At 60.4% G+C, this 21,525-nt stretch carries 20 protein-coding genes; 5 read left to right on the top strand and 15 right to left on the bottom strand.

Features of this window, described 5'->3' with window-relative positions:
* Positions 1-254 precede the first annotated feature (254 nt).
* From RIFP1SYM_RS11005 to def, 12 genes are all read right to left on the bottom strand, one after another.
* The gene (locus RIFP1SYM_RS11005) at positions 255-1,706 is read right to left on the bottom strand and encodes a TrkH family potassium uptake protein (RefSeq protein ID WP_005964342.1); all 1,452 of its coding nucleotides are present in this window, start codon (positions 1,704-1,706) and stop codon (positions 255-257) included.
* Positions 1,707-1,720: 14 nt separating this feature from the next.
* Entirely contained in the window at positions 1,721-3,094 is a 1,374-nt protein-coding gene (trkA, locus tag RIFP1SYM_RS11000; protein WP_005964339.1) for a Trk system potassium transporter TrkA, read from the bottom strand.
* Between the two features lie 163 nt (positions 3,095-3,257).
* On the bottom strand, positions 3,258-4,625 hold the full coding sequence (locus RIFP1SYM_RS10995; protein ID WP_005964336.1) for a sigma-54-dependent transcriptional regulator: 1,368 nt from the start codon (positions 4,623-4,625) through the stop codon (positions 3,258-3,260).
* Complete coding sequence (locus RIFP1SYM_RS18160) at positions 4,622-4,840, bottom strand: ATP-binding protein (protein WP_240992089.1); 219 nt, start codon at positions 4,838-4,840, stop codon at positions 4,622-4,624. The genes RIFP1SYM_RS10995 and RIFP1SYM_RS18160 overlap by 4 nt, the downstream gene beginning before the upstream one ends.
* Positions 4,801-5,343 (bottom strand): sensor histidine kinase, encoded by a 543-nt coding sequence (locus RIFP1SYM_RS18155; RefSeq protein ID WP_476756441.1) that lies wholly within the window; start codon positions 5,341-5,343, stop codon positions 4,801-4,803. The genes RIFP1SYM_RS18160 and RIFP1SYM_RS18155 overlap by 40 nt, the downstream gene beginning before the upstream one ends.
* Before the next feature lie 105 nt (positions 5,344-5,448).
* Positions 5,449-6,441, bottom strand: a complete 993-nt coding sequence (locus RIFP1SYM_RS18150) for a HAMP domain-containing protein (protein WP_005964326.1) — start codon at positions 6,439-6,441, stop codon at positions 5,449-5,451.
* Positions 6,428-6,709 carry a hypothetical protein gene (locus RIFP1SYM_RS18145; protein ID WP_240992088.1) on the bottom strand — a complete coding sequence of 94 codons (282 nt, stop codon included), beginning with the start codon at positions 6,707-6,709 and terminating at the stop codon, positions 6,428-6,430. Before RIFP1SYM_RS18145 ends, RIFP1SYM_RS18150 begins: the two co-directional genes overlap by 14 nt.
* A 65-nt stretch (positions 6,710-6,774) precedes the next feature.
* Positions 6,775-7,227: a DUF4390 domain-containing protein gene (locus RIFP1SYM_RS10985; protein ID WP_081417742.1), complete on the bottom strand. Its 453-nt coding sequence runs from the start codon at positions 7,225-7,227 to the stop codon at positions 6,775-6,777.
* A gap of 218 nt (positions 7,228-7,445) precedes the next feature.
* Positions 7,446-8,111: a 16S rRNA (cytosine(967)-C(5))-methyltransferase gene (locus RIFP1SYM_RS18785; RefSeq protein WP_005964319.1), complete on the bottom strand. Its 666-nt coding sequence runs from the start codon at positions 8,109-8,111 to the stop codon at positions 7,446-7,448.
* Complete coding sequence (locus RIFP1SYM_RS18780) at positions 8,108-8,647, bottom strand: transcription antitermination factor NusB (protein WP_338063172.1); 540 nt, start codon at positions 8,645-8,647, stop codon at positions 8,108-8,110. Before RIFP1SYM_RS18780 ends, RIFP1SYM_RS18785 begins: the two co-directional genes overlap by 4 nt.
* Positions 8,648-8,649: 2 nt before the next feature.
* On the bottom strand, positions 8,650-9,588 hold the full coding sequence (gene fmt, locus RIFP1SYM_RS10975; protein ID WP_005964314.1) for a methionyl-tRNA formyltransferase: 939 nt from the start codon (positions 9,586-9,588) through the stop codon (positions 8,650-8,652).
* A gap of 122 nt (positions 9,589-9,710) precedes the next feature.
* Positions 9,711-10,241 (bottom strand): peptide deformylase, encoded by a 531-nt coding sequence (def, locus tag RIFP1SYM_RS10970; RefSeq protein WP_039960340.1) that lies wholly within the window; start codon positions 10,239-10,241, stop codon positions 9,711-9,713.
* A 288-nt stretch (positions 10,242-10,529) separates the two neighbouring features.
* On the opposite strand from def, the gene RIFP1SYM_RS10965 reads away from it, so the two are divergent.
* From RIFP1SYM_RS10965 to topA, 4 genes are all read left to right on the top strand, one after another.
* Entirely contained in the window at positions 10,530-11,576 is a 1,047-nt protein-coding gene (locus RIFP1SYM_RS10965; RefSeq protein ID WP_005964308.1) for a LysM peptidoglycan-binding domain-containing protein, read from the top strand.
* 30 nt (positions 11,577-11,606) lie between these two features.
* Complete coding sequence (gene dprA, locus RIFP1SYM_RS10960; protein ID WP_005964306.1) at positions 11,607-12,731, top strand: DNA-processing protein DprA; 1,125 nt, start codon at positions 11,607-11,609, stop codon at positions 12,729-12,731.
* A 27-nt stretch (positions 12,732-12,758) separates the two neighbouring features.
* Entirely contained in the window at positions 12,759-13,235 is a 477-nt protein-coding gene (locus RIFP1SYM_RS10955) for a Smg family protein (RefSeq protein WP_005964303.1), read from the top strand.
* A gap of 70 nt (positions 13,236-13,305) precedes the next feature.
* Complete coding sequence (gene topA, locus RIFP1SYM_RS10950) at positions 13,306-15,600, top strand: type I DNA topoisomerase (protein WP_005964300.1); 2,295 nt, start codon at positions 13,306-13,308, stop codon at positions 15,598-15,600.
* Between the two features lie 333 nt (positions 15,601-15,933).
* On the opposite strand, the gene RIFP1SYM_RS10945 is transcribed toward topA, so the two are convergent.
* From RIFP1SYM_RS10945 to RIFP1SYM_RS10935, 3 genes are read right to left on the bottom strand one after another with little or no spacing between them, the layout of a single operon-like run.
* On the bottom strand, positions 15,934-16,302 hold the full coding sequence (locus RIFP1SYM_RS10945) for a hypothetical protein (RefSeq protein ID WP_139042125.1): 369 nt from the start codon (positions 16,300-16,302) through the stop codon (positions 15,934-15,936).
* Positions 16,241-16,462 carry a hypothetical protein gene (locus RIFP1SYM_RS10940; RefSeq protein WP_005964298.1) on the bottom strand — a complete coding sequence of 74 codons (222 nt, stop codon included), beginning with the start codon at positions 16,460-16,462 and terminating at the stop codon, positions 16,241-16,243. The genes RIFP1SYM_RS10945 and RIFP1SYM_RS10940 overlap by 62 nt, the downstream gene beginning before the upstream one ends.
* 25 nt (positions 16,463-16,487) lie before the next feature.
* The gene (locus RIFP1SYM_RS10935) at positions 16,488-16,757 is read right to left on the bottom strand and encodes a hypothetical protein (protein WP_005964296.1); all 270 of its coding nucleotides are present in this window, start codon (positions 16,755-16,757) and stop codon (positions 16,488-16,490) included.
* A gap of 1,506 nt (positions 16,758-18,263) precedes the next feature.
* Between RIFP1SYM_RS10935 and RIFP1SYM_RS10925 the strand changes: the two genes are divergently transcribed.
* A partial coding sequence (locus RIFP1SYM_RS10925) for an Ig-like domain-containing protein (protein ID WP_039960338.1) occupies positions 18,264-21,525 on the top strand: 3,262 nt, incomplete at its 3' end.

Here is a 21,525-nt window from a genome sequence, read left to right as displayed (position 1 = left end):
CTTCCGAAGCGACCCCTGCCAACTCCATCAACTCAGCCCTAAGCAAGGCGTTGATCGCCTGACTATCTTCCACCACAAGCGCATGTCGAGACGTCTCTGCGGCTAATTTTGATGCATGACTGGGGCTAGAAGACATAGACATTAAGTCGATTCCTTATAGGATGGAAATGGCGGCCTGAATGATGATCAATCGCTTATTGAGAAGACTATAGCGAACAGGCAACAAAGCAGGGCGCGGAAATGAGAGATGTCACCTATTTTCGCCAGAAAGCAGGCGTGAGCAGCACCAGCAGGGTGAAGATCTCCAACCGCCCCAGCAACATCGCAAAACAGAGGATCCACTTTGCCGGATCGTTCAGCCCCGCATAGTTGGCACCGACCCCCGCCAGTCCCGGCCCCAGGTTGTTGATGCTCGCCGCCACCGCCGAGAAGGCGGTCATCAGGTCGAGCCCGGTCAGTGCCAGCGCCAGATACATCAGGGTGAAGCTGGCCATGTAGAGGGCAAAGAATCCCCACACCGCCTCCACCACCCGGGTCGGCACGGTCTTGCCGCCGATGCGGATCGGGATCAGCGCGCTAGGATGGATCAGTCGGTTGATCTCGCGAAAGCCCTGTTTGATCAGCAGTAGGAAGCGGATCACTTTGATGCCACCGCCGGTGGAACCAGCGCAGCCACCGATGAAGCTGGAAAACAGTAGCAGGATCGCGACGAACCCTGGCCAGAGCGAATAGTCAGCCGTGGTGAAGCCGGTGGTGGTACCGATGGAGACCGCCTGAAACAGCCCCTTGGTAAATGCCTCGCTCCAGTCGGTATAGGTGCCCATACCGTAGAGCGCCAGGGTGACGGCGAGAAACACCAGCCCCAGACTGGTCAGATAGAAGAGGAACTCGCTATCCGCCAGATAGATCTTCAGGGAGCGCCGCCGCACCGCCACAAAGTGGAGCGCAAAATTGGCCCCGGAGAGCAGCATAAAAACCACCGCCACCATCTTTATCAGGGTGCTATCGAAATACCCCATGCTGGCGTCGTGGGTGGAGAAACCGCCAATCGCCACCGTGGAGAAGGCGTGCCCCACCGCATCGAACAGGCTCATGCCCGCGCCCCAGTAGGCGAGGGCGCAAGCAATGGTCAGCCCCAGATAGATCAGCCACAACGCCTTTGCCGTCTCGGTGATACGTGGCGTCAGCTTGCTATCCTTCATCGGCCCGGGGGTTTCAGCCCGGTAGAGCTGCATACCACCGATCCCGAGCATCGGCAGCACCGCCACCGCCAGTACGATGATGCCCATACCACCAAGCCACTGTAGTTGCTGCCGATAGAAGAGGATCGAAGGCGGCAGATGGTCGATGCCGACAATCACCGTCGCGCCAGTGGTGGTGAGACCGGAGATCGACTCAAACACCGAGTCGGTAAGCGACATCCCAGTCTGGGCCGCCAGCAGAAACGGCAGGCTTCCAGTCAACCCGAGTACCGTCCAGAACATCACCACCACCAGGAAGCCATCGCGCACTCGCAGCTCCTGACGCCGCCCCCGCACCGGCAGCCAAATCAACACTCCAAGCCCCAAGGTAAGCATAAAGCCATCGGTAAAACCGATGAACGCACCGTCCCAATACCAGAGTGAGACCAACATCGGTGGGATCATGGTCAGGCTGAATACCATCAGCAGGATGCCGAGAATACGTTGAACCACGGTGATATTCATAGCCAGAGCTGCCCCTAGAGGAAGGTAATCCCCACCTGAAACAGCTTCTCCACAGCACGAATCTGACGCTTGTCGACCAGAAACAGGATCAGATGATCGCCGCTCTGGATCACCGTATCGTGGTGGGCGATCAGCACCTCCTCACCGCGCACCACCGCGCCGATGGTCGCCCCCTTGGGCAACTTAATCTCCTCGATCGCCCGCCCCACCACCTTGGAGGAACCGGGATCACCATGGGCCACCGCCTCGATCGCCTCCGCCGCGCCGCGCCGCAGCGAATGCACCATCACCACATCACCGCGCCGCACATGGGTCAGCAGGCTGCCAATGGTCGCCTGCTCCGGTGAGATGGCGATGTCGATCGGGGCGCTCTGCACCAGATCCACATAGGCGGCGCGGTTGATCAGGGCCATCACCCGACGCGCACCGAGGCGCTTGGCCAGCATCGCCGAGAGAATGTTTGCCTCGTCGTCATTGGTGATGGCGCAGAACACATCGGTGTTCTCGATGTTCTCCTCCAGCAGCAGGTCTTCATCCGCCGCATCACCGTGCAACACAATGGTGGTGTCGAGCCGCTCAGCGATCTCCCGCGCACGCTGCTGATCCTCCTCGATCAGCTTGACCCGATAGCGGCGCTCTAGCGCCTGCGCCAGGCGCCGACCGATATTCCCCGCCCCGGCGAAGATCAAGCGCTTATAGGGCTTCTCCAACTTGCGCAGTTCGCTCATCACGTCGCGAATATGCTCGGTGGCGGCGATGAAGAAGACCTCGTCATCCTCCTGGATCAAGGTGTCCCCCTGCGGGTTGATCACCTCCCCCTCCCGGTAGATCGCCGCCACCCGCGCATCGATCTCGGGGATATGCTCAAACAGCACGCTCAACCGGTTCCCCACCAGCGGACCGTCGTGATAGGCCTTCACCGCGACCAGCCGCACCAGCCCACCGGCAAAATCGAGCACCTGCAAGGCGCCGGGGTACTGAATCAGACGCAAGATATATTCAGTAACCAGCTGCTCCGGGCTGATCAACACATCCACCGGAAAGGAGTCCAGGGCGAAGATCTCAGGATAGTCGAGGTAGCCTTGGGCACGCACCCGGGCGATCTTGGTGGGGGTATGAAACAGGGTATAGGCGACCTGACAGGCAACCATATTGGTCTCGTCGCTATTGGTCACCGCCAGGATCATGTCGGCATCCTCACCGCCGGCACGACGCAGCACATCCGGATGGCCGGCGTGACCCTGCACAGTGCTCAGATCGAGCCGGTCCTGCAACTCGTGCAGCAGCTCGGCATTCTGGTCCACTACTGTGATGTCGTTCGCCTCGTGAACCAAAGCGTTGGCCACTGAGCGTCCCACCTGCCCGGCGCCCAGGATGATTATTTTCATTATCCTGCCAGTCGATTGATTGGTTACAGACTCTGCTCGAAGCAGAGGCCCCTTAGGATCCCAAGCCCAGCTCGCTGCCGTCGGTGGCGGTCATCTCTGACTTGCTCCATACAGGCGAATCTTAACCAATTTGCGAGTTGCCTGCGCGACAACCCACTCAGGCTCAGCGCCGCTCTTTGAGCTCGATCTCCAGGCCGCGCAGCTTGCGGTAGAGATGGGTCCTCTCCATGCCGACCTGTTTGGCCATGCGTGAGATATTGCCGCCGCTCTCACGCAGATGGTACTCCAGATAGGCTTTCTCAAACTTCTCACGGGCCTGGCGCAGCGGCAGTTCAAACGCCATCACCGCCTCCATGCCCTCGCTGGAGTGAATCTCTGCCGCCCCCATCGCCGTCTCCACCTCATCCTGGGTGATCTCATCCCCAGCGCCGAGGATCAGCAGCCGCTGCACCAGGTTTTTCAGCTCGCGCACATTACCGTGCCAGCTGTGGTTGCGCAGAAAGTTCTGCGCCCCCACGTTGAAGCGCCGGTAGGGCAGTTTGTCGTGGGCAACAAACCAGTCGACATAGAAGTTGAGCAGATCCGGCACATCTTCGGGGTGCTCGCGCAGTGGCGGCACATGCAGCGGCACCACGTTGAGGTGATAGAAGAGGTCCTCGCGAAAGCGCCCCTGCTTGACCTCTTCTTCGAGATTTCTCTGGGTGGCGGCGATGATCCGCACATCGATCTTCACCGGGTCACTGCCGCCGACCCGCATGAAGGTACCGGTGTCGAGGGCGCCGAGCAGTTGGGTCTGCACCTCCAGGTCCATGTCGGCCACCTCGTCGAGAAACAGGGTGCCACCGGCGGCCTGCTCCAGCCAGCCGTAGTGGACACTGCCCCCCTCCTCGCTGCCGAACAGCTCATAGGCGGCGTTGCCGCGGGCGATGCTGGTCACGCCCAGATCAACAAACGGCCGATCCTTGCGCACGCTCTGACTGTGCAGGTAGCGCGCCAGAGTCTCGCGACCACTGCCCGACTCTCCAGTAATCAACACCCAGGTGTCGTGCTGCGCGATGCGCTTGACCTGCTCACGCAGGCGCTGCATTACCGGGCTCTTGCCGGTGGGTTCCTGCACCGGCGGTGCGTGGCGTCGCAGTCCGACATTCTCACGCTTCAGCTGGTCCGCCTCCAGCCCCCGCTCCACCGTCAGCAGCAACTTTGCCAGCGACAGCGGCTTCTCCAGAAAATCATAAGCACCGAGGCGGGTCGCCTCCACCGCCGTCTCCACCGTGCCGTGGCCCGACATCATGATCACCGGGCAGACCAGGCCATCATCCTCAGCCCACTCCTTGAGCAGGCTGATGCCGTCGATATCGGGCATCCAGATATCCAGCAGCACCAGATCGGGGCGGCGCTCGCGCAGCGCCTGGCGTGCGCTGGCCCCATCCTCCGCCACCGCCACCTGGTACTCCTCGTCCTCCAGGATCTCCCTCACCAGGTTGCGGATATCGGGCTCGTCATCGACCACCAGGATGTGCGGGGCGCTCATAGTTCCTCTCCCTCCAGTTTCTCAAGCAACGGCAGCTGCACGATCATACAGGCCCCATCCTTGCAATTTTCGGCCCACACGATACCACTGTGCTCTTCGACGATCTTCTTCACAATCGCCAGCCCCAGCCCAGTGCCTTTCTGCTTGGTGGTGATATAGGGCTCAAACAGGTTCTTCAGGATCTGCTGGTCGAAACCGGGGCCATTGTCCTGCACCCGCATCTCGAACAGCCGATGGTCACTCTGCTCCACNCCCGCGTCTCCAGCCGCACGCAGCCATCCAGGCGTTCCGCCACCGCCTCCCGGGCATTCTTCAGCAGATTGTGCAGCAGCTGGCGTAGCCGTAGCGGATCGGCCTTCACCTCCACCTCAGCGGCCTCCAGTTGCAGCTCAAAACAGGTCTCTCCGCCATCCGCCCGATAGAGCTCCGCCACCTCCTCCACCAATGCATCGATGCGCACCGGCTTGGTCTCCATCTTCGGCGGACGGGCATAGTCGGAGAAGGCGTTGACCATCTCCTTCATCGCCTCCACCTGCTGCACGATGGTGTGGGTGGCCCGATCCAACACCCTGGCATCCTGCTCCGGCATGCTGCGTAGATATTTGTGGCGCAGCCGCTCAGCGGAGAGCTGGATCGGCGTCAGCGGGTTTTTGATCTCGTGGGCGAGACGCCGCGCCACCTCACCCCAGGCCGCATCCCGCTGGGCGCGGATCAGCATGGTCACATCGTCGAACAGGATCACATGCCCCTTGCGCCCGGCGGGCTGGGAAAACGGCTAAGGTACGACAGATCAGCACCTTGCGTCCCTCGCCGCCGTAGAGGGTCACCTCACCCTGCCACTCCTCCTCCATATCCTGCAGCGGGCTCTGCAGGCTATCGACAAACTGACGCAGCGCACTCGACTCTTGGGCGAAGGCCTGCAACGGCTGCCCTGAAAACGGGTAAAACTGACGCCAAGAATCTTGCCGGCAGCCGCATTCGCAGTACGCAGATGACACTCCGCATCCACCGTCACCACCCCGGAAGAGAGCCGCCCAAGCACCGTTTCCAGATAGGCGCGCTGCCCCTCCACCTCGCGCTGGCTACGCTCCGCCAGGTCCATCGCCTTGGCGATGCGCCGGGTCATGGTGTTGAAGGAGGTGACCAGAAACGCCAGCTCGTCGGCGAGCCGCGGCACCGGCAGCTGGCGGTCGTAGTTGCCCTCTGCCACCGCGCGGGTGCCCTCAGCGATGTTGGCGATCGGAGCCACCATGCGGCGCGCCGAGAAGAACGCCATCCAGACCGCCGCCAGCATCGCAAACACCAGCACCAGCAGCAGCGTCAGCGAGAAGTTGCGCTTCAGCGACTGGCGCAGAAAGGCCAGCTCCTTGTAGCGGTTGTAGGCCAGCTCAAGCTTCTCTGAGAGCGCGCTGACCCGCGCCGAGGTGGGGTAGAGCCCCTGCAGGATCAACGAGCGCCCCATCGGGTCGTGCACCGCCACCCGCACCATCAGCACATCCCCCTCCTGGTCCAGCCCCACATAATCATCACCACTGCGCATCTGCTGGCGGATCTCTGAACTTAGGGTACTCAGCGCAAGCACTGTGGGATCTTCGTTGGAGTAGGCAATCACCTGCCCCGACAGGTCGGTCAGCACCAGCTCGATCGCCCCCGACTTCCGGCGCAACTCGTCGATGGTCAGCGCCAGCGCCGACTCCGAGGCGTCATCGATGCTCGCCATCAGGTTCTCGGTGAACTTCAGCAGCACCCGCTGATTCAGATTGAGCGAGGTCTGCCCCAGTTCCCGTGCATCCTCCATCGCCTCATCGATCTGCACATCGAACCAGGCATCGAATGCCGCCCTGCAGGAAGCTGAAGGAGTAGTAGTAGACCACCCCCACCGGCGCCAGCGAGATCACCACAAACATCAGCACCATGCGCAGGGTAAGGCGAGCGCCGGCGCGGTGGCGCAGATACTGGCGAATCAGGCGCACCGTGTTGAAGGCAATCAGCCCGACCAGCACCACCAGGCCGCTCAGGTTGACCAGCAGCAGCGGCACAAAGTAGCGGCTCAGCTCGGCGGAGTTCTGCACCGCGCTGCTCATCAGGTGCAGCGATACCAAGCAGAATCAGCAGCACCCCTACCGAGAGCNGCCCAGTCGCATGCGTCTTAGGGTCGTAACGGCCATTGTCTCCACCCACTCGAAAGTCGCCACTCAGAATTGAGATAGGCCAGCGGCCGTAGCGGCAACGGCAACGACTCGATATCGAGCGATGCCTTCAGCCAGACCAGGTACTCCTTACCCGGCTCCAGCTGGGCTCTGTCGAGCAGCGCCAGGCCATTGATCTCGCCGAGGGCGCTGATCGCTGCGTCGCGGGTGACGAAATTGCGTTCCTCCCCCTCCTGCAGATCAACCACGCGAAACAGCTCGGTGATAGCGTTGTAGCGTATCTGATAGCGCATCCGCTTGTTGAGCAGCCAGGGCTCCCAGAAGCGCGCGCCACTCCACTCCACCCGCACCAGCAACTCGAAGGTCAGTGGCACGCCATTGTCGAGCGCCTCCAGCGCCGCCTCACTCAAGGCGATAGTCGATATGCGTATTGAGCTGGTAGAGCGCCTCATCCGCCTCGAACTCAACCTTCTCGATGAGAAACTCCGCAGCGCTGCAGAGGCTGCCCCAGCAGAACAGTAGCAGCGCCAGCCAGTGCCTTTTGGCCTCACCCCGGCACCCTCTGCAGACGTGCGTAGTAGAAACCGTCCATGCCTGCTGGCCCGGGGCAATCTGCCGGCCAACACAGCGCGGCTCGCCCCAGCCGGCCTCGATCGGCTGCTCGCGGGCATCATCCGCAGCGCTGCAGGAAGGCTTCGAGCTGCTGTTCGTTCTCCTGCGGCAACAGCGAACAGGTGGCGTAGAGTAGCAGCCCACCGGGTTTCAACAGCGGCCAGATCGCATCCAGGATCTGCCCCTGCAGCCGGCCCAGCCGGTCGATATCCGCCTCGCTACGCAGATATTTGATGTCGGGGTGACGCCGCATCACGCCGGTGGCGGAACAGGGCACATCGAGCAGGATGCGGTCATATTGGCGCTCGGCCCAGCGGCCCTGTGGATGGGCCGCATCGCCGGCCTGCAGCTCAGCCTGCAGGCCGAGCCGCTGCAAATTCTCCGCCACCCGCTGCAGCCGCTGGGGATCGAGGTCGATCGCGGTGAGCCGGAGATCATCGGCCAGCTCGAGCATGTGGCCGGTTTTGCCGCCAGGGGCGGCGCAGGCATCCAGTACCCGCTGGCCGGGCTGCAGCTCGAGCAGTGGCGCGGCCAGCTGAGCGCCGCCATCCTGCACCGAAACCGCCCCATCACTGAAGCCGGGCAGTTCCAACACATCCACCGGTCGCTGCAGCGTCAGCCCGCTCTCGGTGTGGGGAACCGGCTCAGCGGTGATCTGCTGCTCCCGCAGTCGTTCCAGGTAGTCGGCCCGATCCACCTGGCGACAGTTGATCCGCAGACTCATCGGCGGGCGGGCATTGAGGCGGCGATCCGTTCCTGCCAGCTATCCGGCCAACGTTGTTCGATTCGTTGCAGCAGCCAGTCGGGCATGGCGTAGCGACTGCTTGGCTGCCGATCGACCTTTTCCTGCAACACTGCCTGCTGGCGCTGAAAGTTGCGCAACACGCCGTTGATCAGCCCCACGCCCCAGCGTTTGCCCAGCCGGCCTGCAGCACCGGCGGTCTCATGGATCGCCGCATGCGCAGCGACACGCATCTCACTCAGCTGATAGAGGCCGATCAGGATCAGCGCCTGCAGGTCCTGATCCTTCGCCTTAAGCGGCTTTTTCAACAGCAGGCCAACCAGCGCCTGCAGGCGTGGATAGCCGCGCATCACACCGTAGCAAAGCTCTTGAGCCAAGGCTCGGTCGCGGGGGTCGTCGAGTCCATTCAGCCGCTCGGGCAGCAGATCGGAGAGGGAGCGCCCTTTAAGTACATCCCGCAACACCCGGGCCGCGATCAGGCGCGGATCAGCTGCCGATTTACGCTGCGTCGCCAGCATCTTCAACCCAACACCACGCCGTCGATCTGGTGGGCGTTGAGAAAGTCGNCCACCTGCATCGCCCGTTTGCCCGGCATCTGCAACTTTTGGATACGCAGCAGGCCCTCACCGGTGGCCACGTCGATGCCTACCTTGCCAGCGGCGACGACAGTGCCAGGCGGCTGCGCGCTCTGCTCATCCAGCGGCTGTGACTCCCAGATTCGCATCACCTTGCCGGCAAAATCGGCCTGAGCCACCGGCCAGGGGTTGAAGGCACGCACCTGGCGGTCGATTTCAACGGCACTACGCTGCCAGTCGATACGGCTCTCCTCTTTTGTCAGCTTACTGGCGTAGCTCGCACGGGCATCGTCCTGCGGCTCGGCTACAGCGCTGCCATCGGCCAGCGCAGGCAGCACCTCGAGCAACGCCCGTGCGCCCAGTTCGGCCAGCCGGTCGTGCAGACTGCCGCCGGTCTCCTCGGCGGTGATCGGACATTTGAGGATGTGCAGCATTGGCCCAGTATCGAGCCCTGCCTCCATCTGCATGATGGTCACGCCCGACTCCTGATCACCGGCATGGATTGCGCGCTGGATCGGTGCGGCACCGCGCCAGCGCGGCAGCAGCGAGGCGTGGATATTGATGCAGCCCAGTCGCGGCGCATCCAGCACCGCCTGAGGCAGCAGCAGGCCGTAGGCCACCACCACCATCAGATCAGCCTGCAACTCCGCCAACGCCTGCTGATCAGCCTCAGCCTTCAGGCTTTTCGGCTGGCGCACCTCAATGTTGTGCTGCAGCGCCAGTTGCTTCACCGGGCTGGCCGCCAGTTTGCGGCCGCGCCCTGCCGGGCGGTCAGGCTGGGTGTAGACGGCGATCACCTGATGCTCACTGGCAAGCAACGCCTGCAGCGCCTCAGCGGCAAAATCGGGGGTGCCGGCGAAGATGATCTTCAACGCTTTATTCATCCTGGGTTTCCTGCATCTGGGCCGCCATCTCTCGCAATCACAGTTTGGGATCGGTGTCTCAGCAATCTTCGTGGCGGCGATCGAAGATGGCGGGGAGCGGACACCGATACGGGTTCAACCACTCAGATCACCTTGTGCTCTCCATCGTCTGTGCTGCGCAATCGGCTCTCTTTTTCGAGCCGCTTGCGAATGCGCTGACGCTTCAGGCTGGAGAGATAGTCGACAAAAAGCTTGCCATTCAGATGGTCGATCTCATGCTGTATACAGACCGCCAACAGGCCTTCCGTCTCCAGTTCGAAGGGCGCTCCATCCCGGTCGAGCGCTCGTACGCTGATCCGTGCGGCACGTTTCACCGATTCGTAGATGCCGGGCACCGAGAGACAGCCCTCGTCCATCTTCTCCTCGCCCTCTTTACTCAGGATCTCCGGATTGATCAGGCAGAGCGGCTGGTTTTTCTCTTCGCTGAGATCGATGACGATGATCTGCTTGGCCACATTCACCTGGGTCGCGGCCAAGCCAATGCCGGGGGCTTCGTACATGGTCTCAAACATGTCATCCACCAGCTTGCGGATGGCATCGTCAACCTGGCTGACCGGCTTCGCCTTGTTGCGCAGCCTAGAATCGGGGAAGTGGAGTATGTCGAGAATTGCCATGGATTGTTCCAGTGTCGTCAGGCCCTGCAGTCGCTCACTCTTGCGGGCGGTCATTTGAATAGCCGATATAGCGGAAGGTAAATAATGTTGAAAGTCAAAGGATCTTCATCTTGCTTTGCCGACCCCGCAGCCCCTTCGCCCGGTACAGGGTGTAATTTGCGGGCATGCTATGGAACCGACGCAAGAAATTGCGCTAACATTATGATCATATTGAAATCCGGGGGCAATTTCCGGCAAGAACTCCGCAGATGGCGGACACATCGCTGTTTGGTCGCATAGGGAATCAACATGTCTTATTTTAGCCACAAACCCGTAGGAATACTCCTCGGACTGCTGTTTTCCTTCGTTGCGCTGGCAGCAGAGCCGATCGCCCTGGACGAGGACCATCCCAGCCGCTATACGGTGCTGGAGGGTGACACCCTGTGGGATATTGCCGATCGTTTCCTGCGCGACCCCTGGCGCTGGCCCGACATCTGGTATGTCAATCCCGAGATCAGCAACCCGCACCTGATCTACCCCGGCGACGTGATCCTGCTGACCTATCAAGACGGCCGCCCGGTTCTTACCCTCGAACGCGACCGCCCCGGCAGGGGCAAACTCTCACCTCATATCCGCGCCACCCCGCTCGATACCTCTATTCCCCTGATCCCGATCGACGCCATCGCGCAGTTTCTCACTCGCCCCTACGTGATGGAGAAGGATCAAATGGAGAGCGCGCCTTACATCGTGCACTTCCTCGACGATCACATTATCGGTGGCGCCGGTGTCAGCTTCTATGCCCGCACCATCGAGCAGCAGGACCCCGGCAAATATGAGGTCATACGCCCCGGCAAGCCTTACAAGGATCCAGCCAGCGGCAAGATCCTGGGGTATGAGGCCAGCTATATCGGCCCCGCCGAACTGCTGCGCAGTGGCGACCCGGCCAAGCTCCAGCTACAGCGTTCGAAGATGGAGGCGATAATCGGCGACCGCCTGCTACCGGTTACTAAAGGGGTGCCACTGCACAGCTTCCAGCCATTGAACTTCGAAGCCCCCCTCGAAGGCCGCATCATCTCAGTGCTCAACGGCGTCTCTCAGATCGGCCAGTACAACGTAGTGGTGCTCAACAAGGGCGCCAGTGATGGTCTCAAGCCCGGCCATGTACTGGAGATTTTGCAAGGTGGCGACGAGATTCGCGACGTCGTCGCCGGTCGTGGCGAGACCGTGAAACTGCCACTGGAGAAGGCTGGCCTGCTGATGGTCTTCCGCACCTTTGAGCAGGTCAGCTTCGCACTGGTAATGCATACCACCAAACCCCTGCACATACTCGATTGGGTACGCCCCCCCGAGGAATAGCGCAGTCTGCAGGCACGAGCGCCGCAAGTCATGGAGGACGCTAGCGTCCTATCGGAGCAAACGGTTGCGTGGCTGCGCGTCAGCCTCGCCCCTGGCGTTGGCCCGCGCACCTTTCTCAAGCTGCTGGAGCAGTTCGACTCTCCCGCCGCTATTCTCCATGCCGACACGCCAGCGCTGCGTCAGTGCGGCCTTGGCGAAGCGGCCATCTCCGCCCTCAAACAGGCTGATTCCCCACTCCTGAATGCCTGTCTGGAGTGGGCATCCATCACCGGCAACCAGCTGCTCACGCTTGACCAGCCAGCTTATCCACCATTGCTGAAGGCGATCCATGATCCGCCCCCGTTGCTCTTCGTAACTGGCAACCCGGAGCTGCTCTCCACCCCGCAGCTGGCCATAGTGGGCAGTCGCAACCCCACCCCCGGCGGCATTCGCAATGCCGAGAGTTTCGCCGAGTTCCTTGCCGCCTGTGGCATCACCATCACCAGCGGACTGGCCATCGGCATTGACGGCGCCGCCCATCGCGGTGCGCTGCGCAGTGGCGCTACCTTGGCGGTCTGCGGCACCGGTCTCGACCGGGTCTACCCAGCCCGGCATCGCCAGCTGGCACGCCAGATCGCCGAGCAGGGTGTACTGGTCTCCGAGTTCCCCCCCGGCACCGCCGCCCTGCCTCAGAACTTCCCACGCCGCAATCGCATCATCAGCGGCCTCTCCGCCGGCACCTTGGTGGTCGAGGCCGCCCCCAAGAGCGGCTCGCTAATCACCGCCCGCACCGCCCTGGAGCAGGGGCGCGAAGTGTTTGCCATCCCCGGCTCGATCCACAACCCACAGGCCCGTGGCTGTCATGCACTGATCAAACAGGGCGCCAAACTGGTGGAGACCGCACAGGACTGTGTCGACGAACTCGCACCACTGCTTGGCCTCAGCGCTGAACCGCCCGCCGGCCAGGAGGCCATCGCCAATTCTCACCACTGGCAGCTCGATGACGACTACCATAGTCTGCTCGAAGCCATGGGATACGACCCGACCTCCCCGGATGAATTGATCACCAAAACAGGTTTGACCGCGGAGGTGGTTTCCTCCATGCTGCTATTGCTTGAGCTGGAAGGATATGTATCATCAGCAGCCGGCGGCCTCTACTGCCGCACTAGAAAATGACTCCCGCCGCGGCGGAAGAGAGAGAAGATGAACGAAAACGTGGTCGACATACTGATCTACCTCTACGAAAACTATATGGATGGTGAGCAGTCACCGCCGACCGATCAGAATACTCTTCGCGACGAGCTGACCCAGGCCGGCTTTGCCGCCACCGAGATCGACAAGACTTTCGACTGGCTCGACGAGCTGGCCGACCACGCCTACCGGCCACCGAGCGTCAGCCACAAGGCGCACTCCCTGCGCATCTTCTCCGAAGAGGAGCAGGCGCGCCTCGACACCAACTCCCGCGGCCTGCTGATGTTCCTCGAACAGAATGAGATCCTCAACCCGGAGGGACGCGAGCGGGTAATCGAACGGGCACTGGCCCTCGACACCCCCTTCATCAGCGAGGAGGAGTTGAAATGGATCGTGCTGCTGGTGCTGATGAACCAGCCCGGCCAGGAAGCCGCCTTCGCCCGTATGGAAGATATGGTCTACAACGAATCCCCCGTCTTTATCCACTGATAAAGATCCAACCATCCCGTGCCCTCAGCGCGGGAGCTGGATCCTGCATCTGCTCCAAGCCTAGCCATTCATGAACCTAGTCATCGTAGAGTCCCCAGCCAAAGCCGGGACGATCAAAAAGTATCTGGGAAGCGGGTTTGAAGTCCTTGCCTCCTACGGTCATGTGCGCGATCTGATCCCCAAAGAAGGTGCCGTCGATCCCAATAACCACTTCGCCATGAAGTACCAGGTGATCGAGAGGAACGAGCGCCATGTGCAGGAGATCGCCAAGCTGCTGAAGCGCTCCGATGCACTCTATCTGGCGACCGATCCAGATCGCGAGGGCGAAGCGATCTCCTGGCACCTCACTGAATTGCTCAGAGAGAAGGGCAAGCTAAAGAACAAACCGGTCTACCGGGTGGTGTTCAACGAGATCACCAAGAAGGCAGTACAGGAGGCGATAGCCAACCCCAGGGAGCTAGCCCAGGAGCTGGTCGACGCGCAACAGGCACGCCGCGCCCTCGACTACCTGGTCGGCTTCAATCTCTCACCACTGCTGTGGAAAAAGATCCGCCGCGGCCTCTCTGCCGGCCGTGTGCAGAGCCCGGCACTGCGCATGATCGTCGAGCGCGAGCTGGAGATCGAGGCCTTCAAAGCCCGCGAATACTGGTCTATCGAGGCCGATACCAGCAAGGATCAACACCCCTTCAGCGCCAAACTGACCCACCTACAGGGCGACAAACTCAGTCAGTTCAGCATCACCGATGAGACCAGCGCCAAGGCCGCCGAAGCGACCCTGCTTGCCGCCGGCACAGATGGCCTGCAGGTGGTCAAGGTCGAAAAGAAACAGCGCCGCCGCAATCCGGCCCCGCCCTTCACCACCTCCACCCTGCAGCAGGAGGCGTCGCGCAAGCTCGGCTTTACCACCCAGCGCACAATGCGCACCGCCCAGCAGCTCTACGAAGGTGTTGATGTCGGCAACGGCACCGTCGGCCTGATCACCTATATGCGTACCGACTCGGTCAACCTGGCCGACGAGGCGCTTGACGAGTTCCGTGAGTTTATCGCCGAGCGCTACGGCAAGGATCAGATCCCCGATGCGCCGCGCCACTTCAAGACCAAGGCGAAGAACGCCCAGGAGGCCCATGAGGCGATCCGCCCCACCTCGGTGCTGCGCCTGCCAACCGAGATCAAGGACCACCTGAGCAAGGATCAGGCGCGCCTCTATGAGCTGATCTGGAAACGCGCCGTGGCCTGTCAGATGATCCACGCCACCATCCACACCGTAGCCGCCGACCTGCAGTGCGGCGAGGGCAACATATTCCGCGCCAACGGCTCCACCATCGCCAAGCCCGGCTTCATCGCCGTCTATATGGAAGGCAAGGACGATGCTGCAAAGGGTGACGGCGACGAGAAGATGCTACCGCCCCTGCAGGAGGGAGAGACAGTGGCGCTGAAGGCGATCCGCCCCGAACAGCACTTCACCGAGCCGCCGCCGCGCTTCACCGAGGCCAGCCTGGTAAAGACCCTGGAGGAGTACGGCATTGGCCGCCCCTCCACCTACGCCTCGATCATCTCCACCCTGCAGGACCGCGAATACGTCACCCTGGAGAAGAAGCGATTTCAGCCCACCGACGTGGGGCGAGTAGTCAACAAATTCCTCACCGACCACTTCACCCAGTACGTGGACTACGATTTTACCGCCAAACTAGAGGACGAACTCGATGCAGTCTCCCGCGGCGAAGAGGCTTGGGTACCGCTGCTGGAGCGATTCTGGACCCCCTTCAAGGAGCGCATCGACTACACCCAGGAGAACGTCAAGCGCAGCGACGTGACCCACGAGGCACTGGATGAGAAGTGTCCCAAGTGCGGCGACCAGCTGTCGATTCGCCTGGGTCGCCACGGCCGCTTCATTGGCTGCAACAACTATCCGAAGTGTGACTACACCCGCGACCTGAACGCCGACAAATCAGAGCAGGATGAGCCACAGGTGGTGGAGGGGCGCAGCTGCCCCGAGTGCGGCTCCCCGCTGGTGATCAAACGCGGTCGCTACGGCAAGTTCATCGGCTGCTCCGGCTACCCCAACTGCCGTCACATCGAACCCCTGGAGAAACCCCAGGATACCGGCGTAAGCTGCCCCAAGTGCGGCAACGGCACCCTGCTGAAGCGCAAATCGAAGCGCGGCAAGATCTTCTACTCTTGTTCCACCTACCCCGACTGCGACTATGCGGTGTGGAACGAGCCGGTCGATGGCCCCTGCCCCCGCTGCGGCTGGCCGGTGCTGACCATCAAGACCACCAAACGCAAAGGCACCGAACGGGTCTGCCCGCAGAAGGAGTGCAGTTTTGCCGAGCCCTATGAGACGGAGCCATCCGACAAGCAGTAATCCATACCCGATTCAGGGCGCACGCCATGGAAGAGATCAAACAGGTAATCCGTAAACGCCAGTAGGCCAGCAACTAATAAACGGCTGCGATGGCCAACTCGCGACTGCCAGACAGTCTGTCAAGACGACTGACGCAAAGGGATCAACAAACTCGGCAATCCACCAAGGCGCATCCATTGGTTGGGCCGAGCCGACATAGCTTGGGCTTCGATCAATGACAAACGTCGACCAAAGACCGTCTATCTATAACAGTAGCTCATGCGATCGACGATCAGCCCCTGGCCATTGGTGATGGTGTCGATGGAGCCAAGCGTCCCGGTGCAGGTAGCGGGTCTAATCCGGTTTTGGTGTGACCGGGACACTGTCGCTCTTGCGCACATGGATCCCCACTAGCTGATTGTCGGCATAGACGAAGTATTTGTGCTTCACCTCACCGGTTGACTTATCGACGACCCGCTCGTAAGCCTTGCCGATGTAGAGGGTCTGCTCTTTATTCGTCTCTTTGCGGAAGCAGGCACGATCGGCGTCGTAATCGAACTCAACCCAGTGATTACCCTTTGCCAGCCGACTCGGCTTGTTGAAGCTAGTCCACTGAATCTCACGCCCGCCACCGGCGGTCATATTGCCGTTCTGGTCGTATCTATAGCCAGTATGGTGCGGGCCGGCGCTGGTCAGGGCGTGGGGGCCTGCGCCAGGCCTCACCACAGTCGTAGTCTCCCACATCAGACTTGAAGCTGATGTTGCCGTTGGCGTCGTAACGCAGGCTGGTGCTGCGCCGATACTGCACGTTGTCGAGGGCATTGTAGCTATAGACCAGACTGCGGATCTGCTTGCCATATTCGAAGCCGCTCTCTATGCCCATCAGTTGGCCGGTACCGGCATGGTAGTCACGGATGGTGATCAGGCCATCGGCCAGTGCAGCTACTACTCAGCCGCCCGGCAGCATCGCGGCTAGTGGCCTGCCAGAAGGTGATATAGCCTGTGCTGGCCTTACCCAGCCGCTCCAGCACTGTGGTCTCTGAGCCGCTGTACCAGTGCTGGACCTGGTGCTTTTCATCCTCGATCAGGTCCGCCAGCACCAACAGTTGGTTAGCCATCTCATAGGTGTTATCGGCGTGATTGCTCAGGGCCTCGCTGACCGCATCGATCTCGCGCATGGTCTGGGTGAGGCTGGCTAGTAGTTCGGGATCGTAGAGGGGGCGGTATTGTTAACTGAGACTTCGATGTAGTCTTGCTGGCTGTCGGCATCGAAATCACCGAAGAAGAGGTGATCGCCGGTAGCCTGGAGGCTGAGCAGAAGATTCTGCCATTGGCTCAGGCTGATCGGTTGCAGCAGCCAACGCCCGGTGCCGCCGTCTTGCAGAATGCGGTAGTGTTGTTCGGGTTTGACCAGAATTCACTGTCCCCCCCAAACCAAACATAATCCGCTCCTCTCCATTTGAGCGCACGATAGCGCCATCCACAACTCCGGCAGAAACAAAATGCAGCGGACGTCACTCAGACCGAGCTCCTGCTCCACGCTAAAGAAAGATCGGTATGGGGCAATGCCGAGCTACATAGCGTGGAGCGCTCAAAGGGAGGGCCATGCGTCGCCGCCAAGTGAAGAAACTGGAACAGGGCAGCGCACTGTTCTACAGCTTTTTTACGCCGAGTAATCTTGTGATGGCCTTACGTTTGCGAGCACAATGCGCCCAAGCTGCGTCTTGAACCGGGGAAACGGCCAAAAAACGCCCAGATGTCGCAAAAAGCGGCATCCAACGGCCCAATTTCTTGAATGGCGGTCGAAAAACAATTTATTCTAAGCGGAATACGAAAAAATCGTCTGGTAACGGGAAGGCTGCCGAAACCTGTCAACTGATCAGTGTTTCCTTAATGTGAAAGTATTCGCGAATGGAATCAAAACGAACTTGGAATCAGAGTATGAGTTCATCATATTTGACTCAACTCAAGCGCCTGACCAACCCTGCTCTGACCACCTCCTTGAATGACTTACTCCAAAGGAACACTTGCATATGCGACGTGACACGCACAGCTGCCTAAAGGATTTTATTTCCCTTTTGTCTGGGATTGCCTGTTCAATCGCTTTCATATCACCGTCTCTGGTCCAGGCAACTCTACCGGGCTCAACTCTCGCTCAAGCTCCTGAGTTGCGGCAAATAGCCAGCACCGGCAATCCTGCCGGCAGCGCGCCATTTGCACCGACAGGATGGGAAGTTTTCTCGCTGGAAAACGCTGCACGGTTGTACAACGTCGGTCACGGTTTTCAGGTAACGATTAACCCAGAGCAGCTGGATCTGAAAACCGCAAAGGGAGATTCACTCACCCTATCGCTGTCAGCATGGGGTTATGAAGATGCGTTACAGCCGACTGCCAAGGGAAATATCAAGATCTCTGGCAACCGGGTGGATATCGATCATGGTCATGGTCTGGTTTGGTGGTCTCTGATGTTGGGGTTTTGGTTTTCCCCGGGCTTTCGGGTCTGCCCCGGTCGGGCTGGTGCTCGGGCTGGTTCGGGTGTTCTTGTTGTTGGCCTGCGTGTGGGTGGACCGCTGTGGCGTGCTGTTGTGTGTTGTGTTTTTGTGTTTTCGGCTCGCCCGGGGGGGTTCCCCGTTAGTTCGTGTCGTCTGGTTGTCTTCTACGTTGTGTTCCCCGTCCTTGCTGGGATGATGGCCATCCGCGCCTGTCTGGTGGGTTTTAGTTTCGGTGTTTCCCGCGCCCGTTGTGCTGTTGTGTTCGACCCACTGCTGGAGGGGGATGTACAGGTAGCGCCTGACTACACCGACCGGCAACGAGGCGCTGATTTCGGATTCAGTGTCGCGATTGACGGCACCACTGCAGTGGTTGGCGCCTATCAGCATCCCGAACTCAACGGGGCGACCGGTGAGTACGGCGCCGCATTTGTATTTGAAATCGACAGCAACAACAACTGGAACCAGGTGGCCAAACTGACCTCGCCTGCCCAAGAGACGGAGCGGTTCGGCTGGGCGGTTTCGATCAAGAACGATGTAATCGTCGCCGGCGCCCCCAAATACGACAATGGCGCAACCAGCCGGGCCGGGCGCGCCTTTGTGTTCGTCCGAGAGGGCGGCGTCTGGGGCCAGACACCGGTCGCGGAACTGACGCCCAATGACCCGGCGCCGGGGGCGCAGTTCGGCTACGCGGTGGATGTGGCCAATCCCCAGGGGGGTAATGACTACACTGTCGTGGTCGGAGCTTGGGGGGATGATAAGGACAATTACGACCCCAGTGACGACGGCGCGCAATCGGACCCCAATGAGTTCTGTTCCGGCATACGCTGCCGTAACGTCGGTTCGGTCTATCTGTTCCATTTTAGCGACGTCACTACCGGCACCTATACCAACAACGCCAGGACCAGCCTCAACGCCACCGCCAAACTGACCGACCTGGATGGCGACGGCGTATACGACACCTCCGCAGATTCAGACGACAAAGACGGCGATACTCTGGGTAACTCAGTGGCGATTTCAGCCGACGGCACGACGGTGGTGGCCGGTGCCTTTGGCGATGAGGACCTGAGCACCAGCAGCAATGGCAACGATGCGGGAGCCGTCTATGTCTGGCAAAAACCTAGCGGCTCCAACGGTTGGGCCGACTGGGATCACCTGGGTGAATCGGTCTCAGCCATGGATGAGACCCGCAAGATGGGATTTACAGGAATAATATACTCCGACCGGCTCGGTAATTCGGTCGATGTGAATTCGGATGGCTCCATCATCGTTGCCGGTTCCCGTGGCTATGACACAGGCACACAAAACAGTGTCGGCGCAATCTTTATGTATCTCGAGAGTAACTCCGACTGGAGCGGCAGCGGCATCCGCAACGAGGATTTGATGCTGAGGGATCTCGCGGGTGTCAGCGATGATCGCATCGGCACATCGGTCTCGATCTCACCAAACGGCAACATGGTGGTTGCCGGCCTGAGCGACACCAACAGACTCCATCCGGGACGCCCAGAGAAATCGATAAAGTGGAGCCGGCCAGCGGCTGGATGGGCCAGCGCATCCAGCCCCTATGATAATGACCAGGTGATCATCGCCTCCGACCAGCCGGCCAGCTGCACCGACGTGGATAACGCCGATTGCGATTATTTTGGCGCCTCCATGTCGAACGGCGTCTGGACCGACGGTGTTCGTGTCATTATCGGCGCAGCCGGGCACGGCGACATCTCCAGCACTCTTGAGCAATCAGGTGACGACAACCCGGGCAAGGAATTTGGCCTCGCCTATGTCTTCACGTCGGCCTCAGGACTCTCCTTCACCAAAACCGACAACGAACCCCTGCCCTTGCCGGTCACCCCCGGTGACACCTTCACCTACACCCTGCAGGTGATCAATAACTCCTCCGACTTCGATGCCACTAACGTAACCATCGTCGACAACCTACCAAATGAGGTCACTTACCAATCGGACGATGCGGGGTGTTCACATAATAATGGTACGGTGACCTGCAACATCAACGGCACCCTGGCCCGCGACGGGGCCGGCAGCGCCAATGTGAGCATTACCGTCAGCACCGCCTCCAATCTTCAGTATTCGATCAGCAACACCGCCACTGTCACTGCAGAGATGGGCGGCAATATCGACGACGCACAGGCCAGCGAAGATACACTGATCAACAACATTCCTACGGTCACAGCGGGACAGCGTATTGATATCGCCGAAAACGTGGCCAATCTGACATCGCTTGGACAGATCGCCGCCACCGACCTGGATTCCAACGCCACCCTGACCTTTTCGATCAGCTACGGCAACGAGGCGGGTATATTCACGCTCGACGCTAACACCGGTGAACTAACGGTAGCGGACAACTCCTCCATCGATGCGGAAAACACCACCAGCTACACACTCGGTGTTACCGTCAACGACGGCTACAGCGATTCAGAGACAACGGACATTACAATCGACGTCGCTGATATCAACGAATTCACCCCGGTGGTGAGCGGCGCCAGCATCAACCTCAGCGAAGACACAGCGGTCTCGACCCTGCTGCACACAGTGGTGGCCAGTGACAACGACGCCAGCGCCACACTGACCTATTCTCTGTTAACCGACGCTGGCGGAACATTCGGCATCAACGCGACCAGCGGCGAAATCTCTCTGCTGCAGCCGCTTGATTTTGAATCCACCACATCGTACGCCCTCGATGTGAAGGTGAGTGACGGTGACTTCAGCGACACCGCGGTGATTTCTGTCAATGTACTGAACGTGAACGAGACGCCGGTCACGGCAGATGACAGTTACGCCGCCTATTCAGGGATAGCGACTACCACCGGTAATGTTCTGAACAACGATACCGACGAGGATGGAGATACTCTCTCCATCTCAGACTTTCAAAATCCTTCCGCCAACGGCGGCACGGTAGCCAGCCTTGGAGATGGCACCTTCACCTACACATCCGCTGCGGATTTTGCCGGGCAAGACACATTCACCTACCTGGTCAGCGACGGTAACGGTGGAACCGCCACCGCCACCGTTACCATGAACGTATCGGCCAACCCACCACCCACTGTTGTGGGCGATGCAGCCACCGTGGATGAGGGGGCATCGGTCAATATCGATGTGCTCAGCAACGACAGTGACGACAATGGACTCGATCCCACCACCCTGACCGTAACCACCCAACCCGCCTACGGCAGCGTCGTGGTACAGCCGAATGGTTCCATTGATTACACCCACAACGGTTCGGAGACCCTCTCCGACTCCTTCACTTATACCGTCCAAGATCTACTTGGTGCGGTGTCGAGCCCGGCCACGGTAACCGTCACGGTAACGCCACAAAACGACACACCGGCGGCGACTCCCCAGGCCGTCACCACAGCGGAAGATACCGCCGTTGCGATCACCCTCAGCGGTAGCGATGCTGAAGACGATCCGCTCACCTATACCGTTATCGGACAGCCTACCC

The sequence above is a fragment of the endosymbiont of Riftia pachyptila (vent Ph05) genome (assembly GCF_000224455.1).
Classification (GTDB): Bacteria; Pseudomonadota; Gammaproteobacteria; order Chromatiales; family Chromatiaceae; genus Endoriftia; species Endoriftia persephonae.
This window is presented reverse-complemented; position numbering and strand designations above follow the sequence as displayed.

Excerpts from the sequence above, each read along its gene's own strand:
- RIFP1SYM_RS11005 (WP_005964342.1), bottom strand. The coding sequence starts at position 1,706 with ATGAATATCACCGTGGTTCAACGTATTCTCGGCATCCTGCTGATGGTA.
- trkA (WP_005964339.1), bottom strand. The coding sequence starts at position 3,094 with ATGAAAATAATCATCCTGGGCGCCGGGCAGGTGGGACGCTCAGTGGCC.
- RIFP1SYM_RS10995 (WP_005964336.1), bottom strand. The coding sequence starts at position 4,625 with ATGAGCGCCCCGCACATCCTGGTGGTCGATGACGAGCCCGATATCCGC.
- RIFP1SYM_RS18145 (WP_240992088.1), bottom strand. The coding sequence starts at position 6,709 with ATGAGCAGCGCGGTGCAGAACTCCGCCGAGCTGAGCCGCTACTTTGTG.
- RIFP1SYM_RS10985 (WP_081417742.1), bottom strand. The coding sequence starts at position 7,227 with ATGAGGCGCTCTACCAGCTCAATACGCATATCGACTATCGCCTTGAGT.
- RIFP1SYM_RS18785 (WP_005964319.1), bottom strand. The coding sequence starts at position 8,111 with ATGAGTCTGCGGATCAACTGTCGCCAGGTGGATCGGGCCGACTACCTG.
- RIFP1SYM_RS18780 (WP_338063172.1), bottom strand. The coding sequence starts at position 8,647 with ATGCTGGCGACGCAGCGTAAATCGGCAGCTGATCCGCGCCTGATCGCG.
- def (WP_039960340.1), bottom strand. The coding sequence starts at position 10,241 with ATGGCAATTCTCGACATACTCCACTTCCCCGATTCTAGGCTGCGCAAC.
- RIFP1SYM_RS10965 (WP_005964308.1), top strand. The coding sequence starts at position 10,530 with ATGTCTTATTTTAGCCACAAACCCGTAGGAATACTCCTCGGACTGCTG.
- dprA (WP_005964306.1), top strand. The coding sequence starts at position 11,607 with ATGGAGGACGCTAGCGTCCTATCGGAGCAAACGGTTGCGTGGCTGCGC.
- RIFP1SYM_RS10955 (WP_005964303.1), top strand. The coding sequence starts at position 12,759 with ATGAACGAAAACGTGGTCGACATACTGATCTACCTCTACGAAAACTAT.
- topA (WP_005964300.1), top strand. The coding sequence starts at position 13,306 with ATGAACCTAGTCATCGTAGAGTCCCCAGCCAAAGCCGGGACGATCAAA.
- RIFP1SYM_RS10940 (WP_005964298.1), bottom strand. The coding sequence starts at position 16,462 with ATGGGCATAGAGAGCGGCTTCGAATATGGCAAGCAGATCCGCAGTCTG.
- RIFP1SYM_RS10935 (WP_005964296.1), bottom strand. The coding sequence starts at position 16,757 with ATGCGCGAGATCGATGCGGTCAGCGAGGCCCTGAGCAATCACGCCGAT.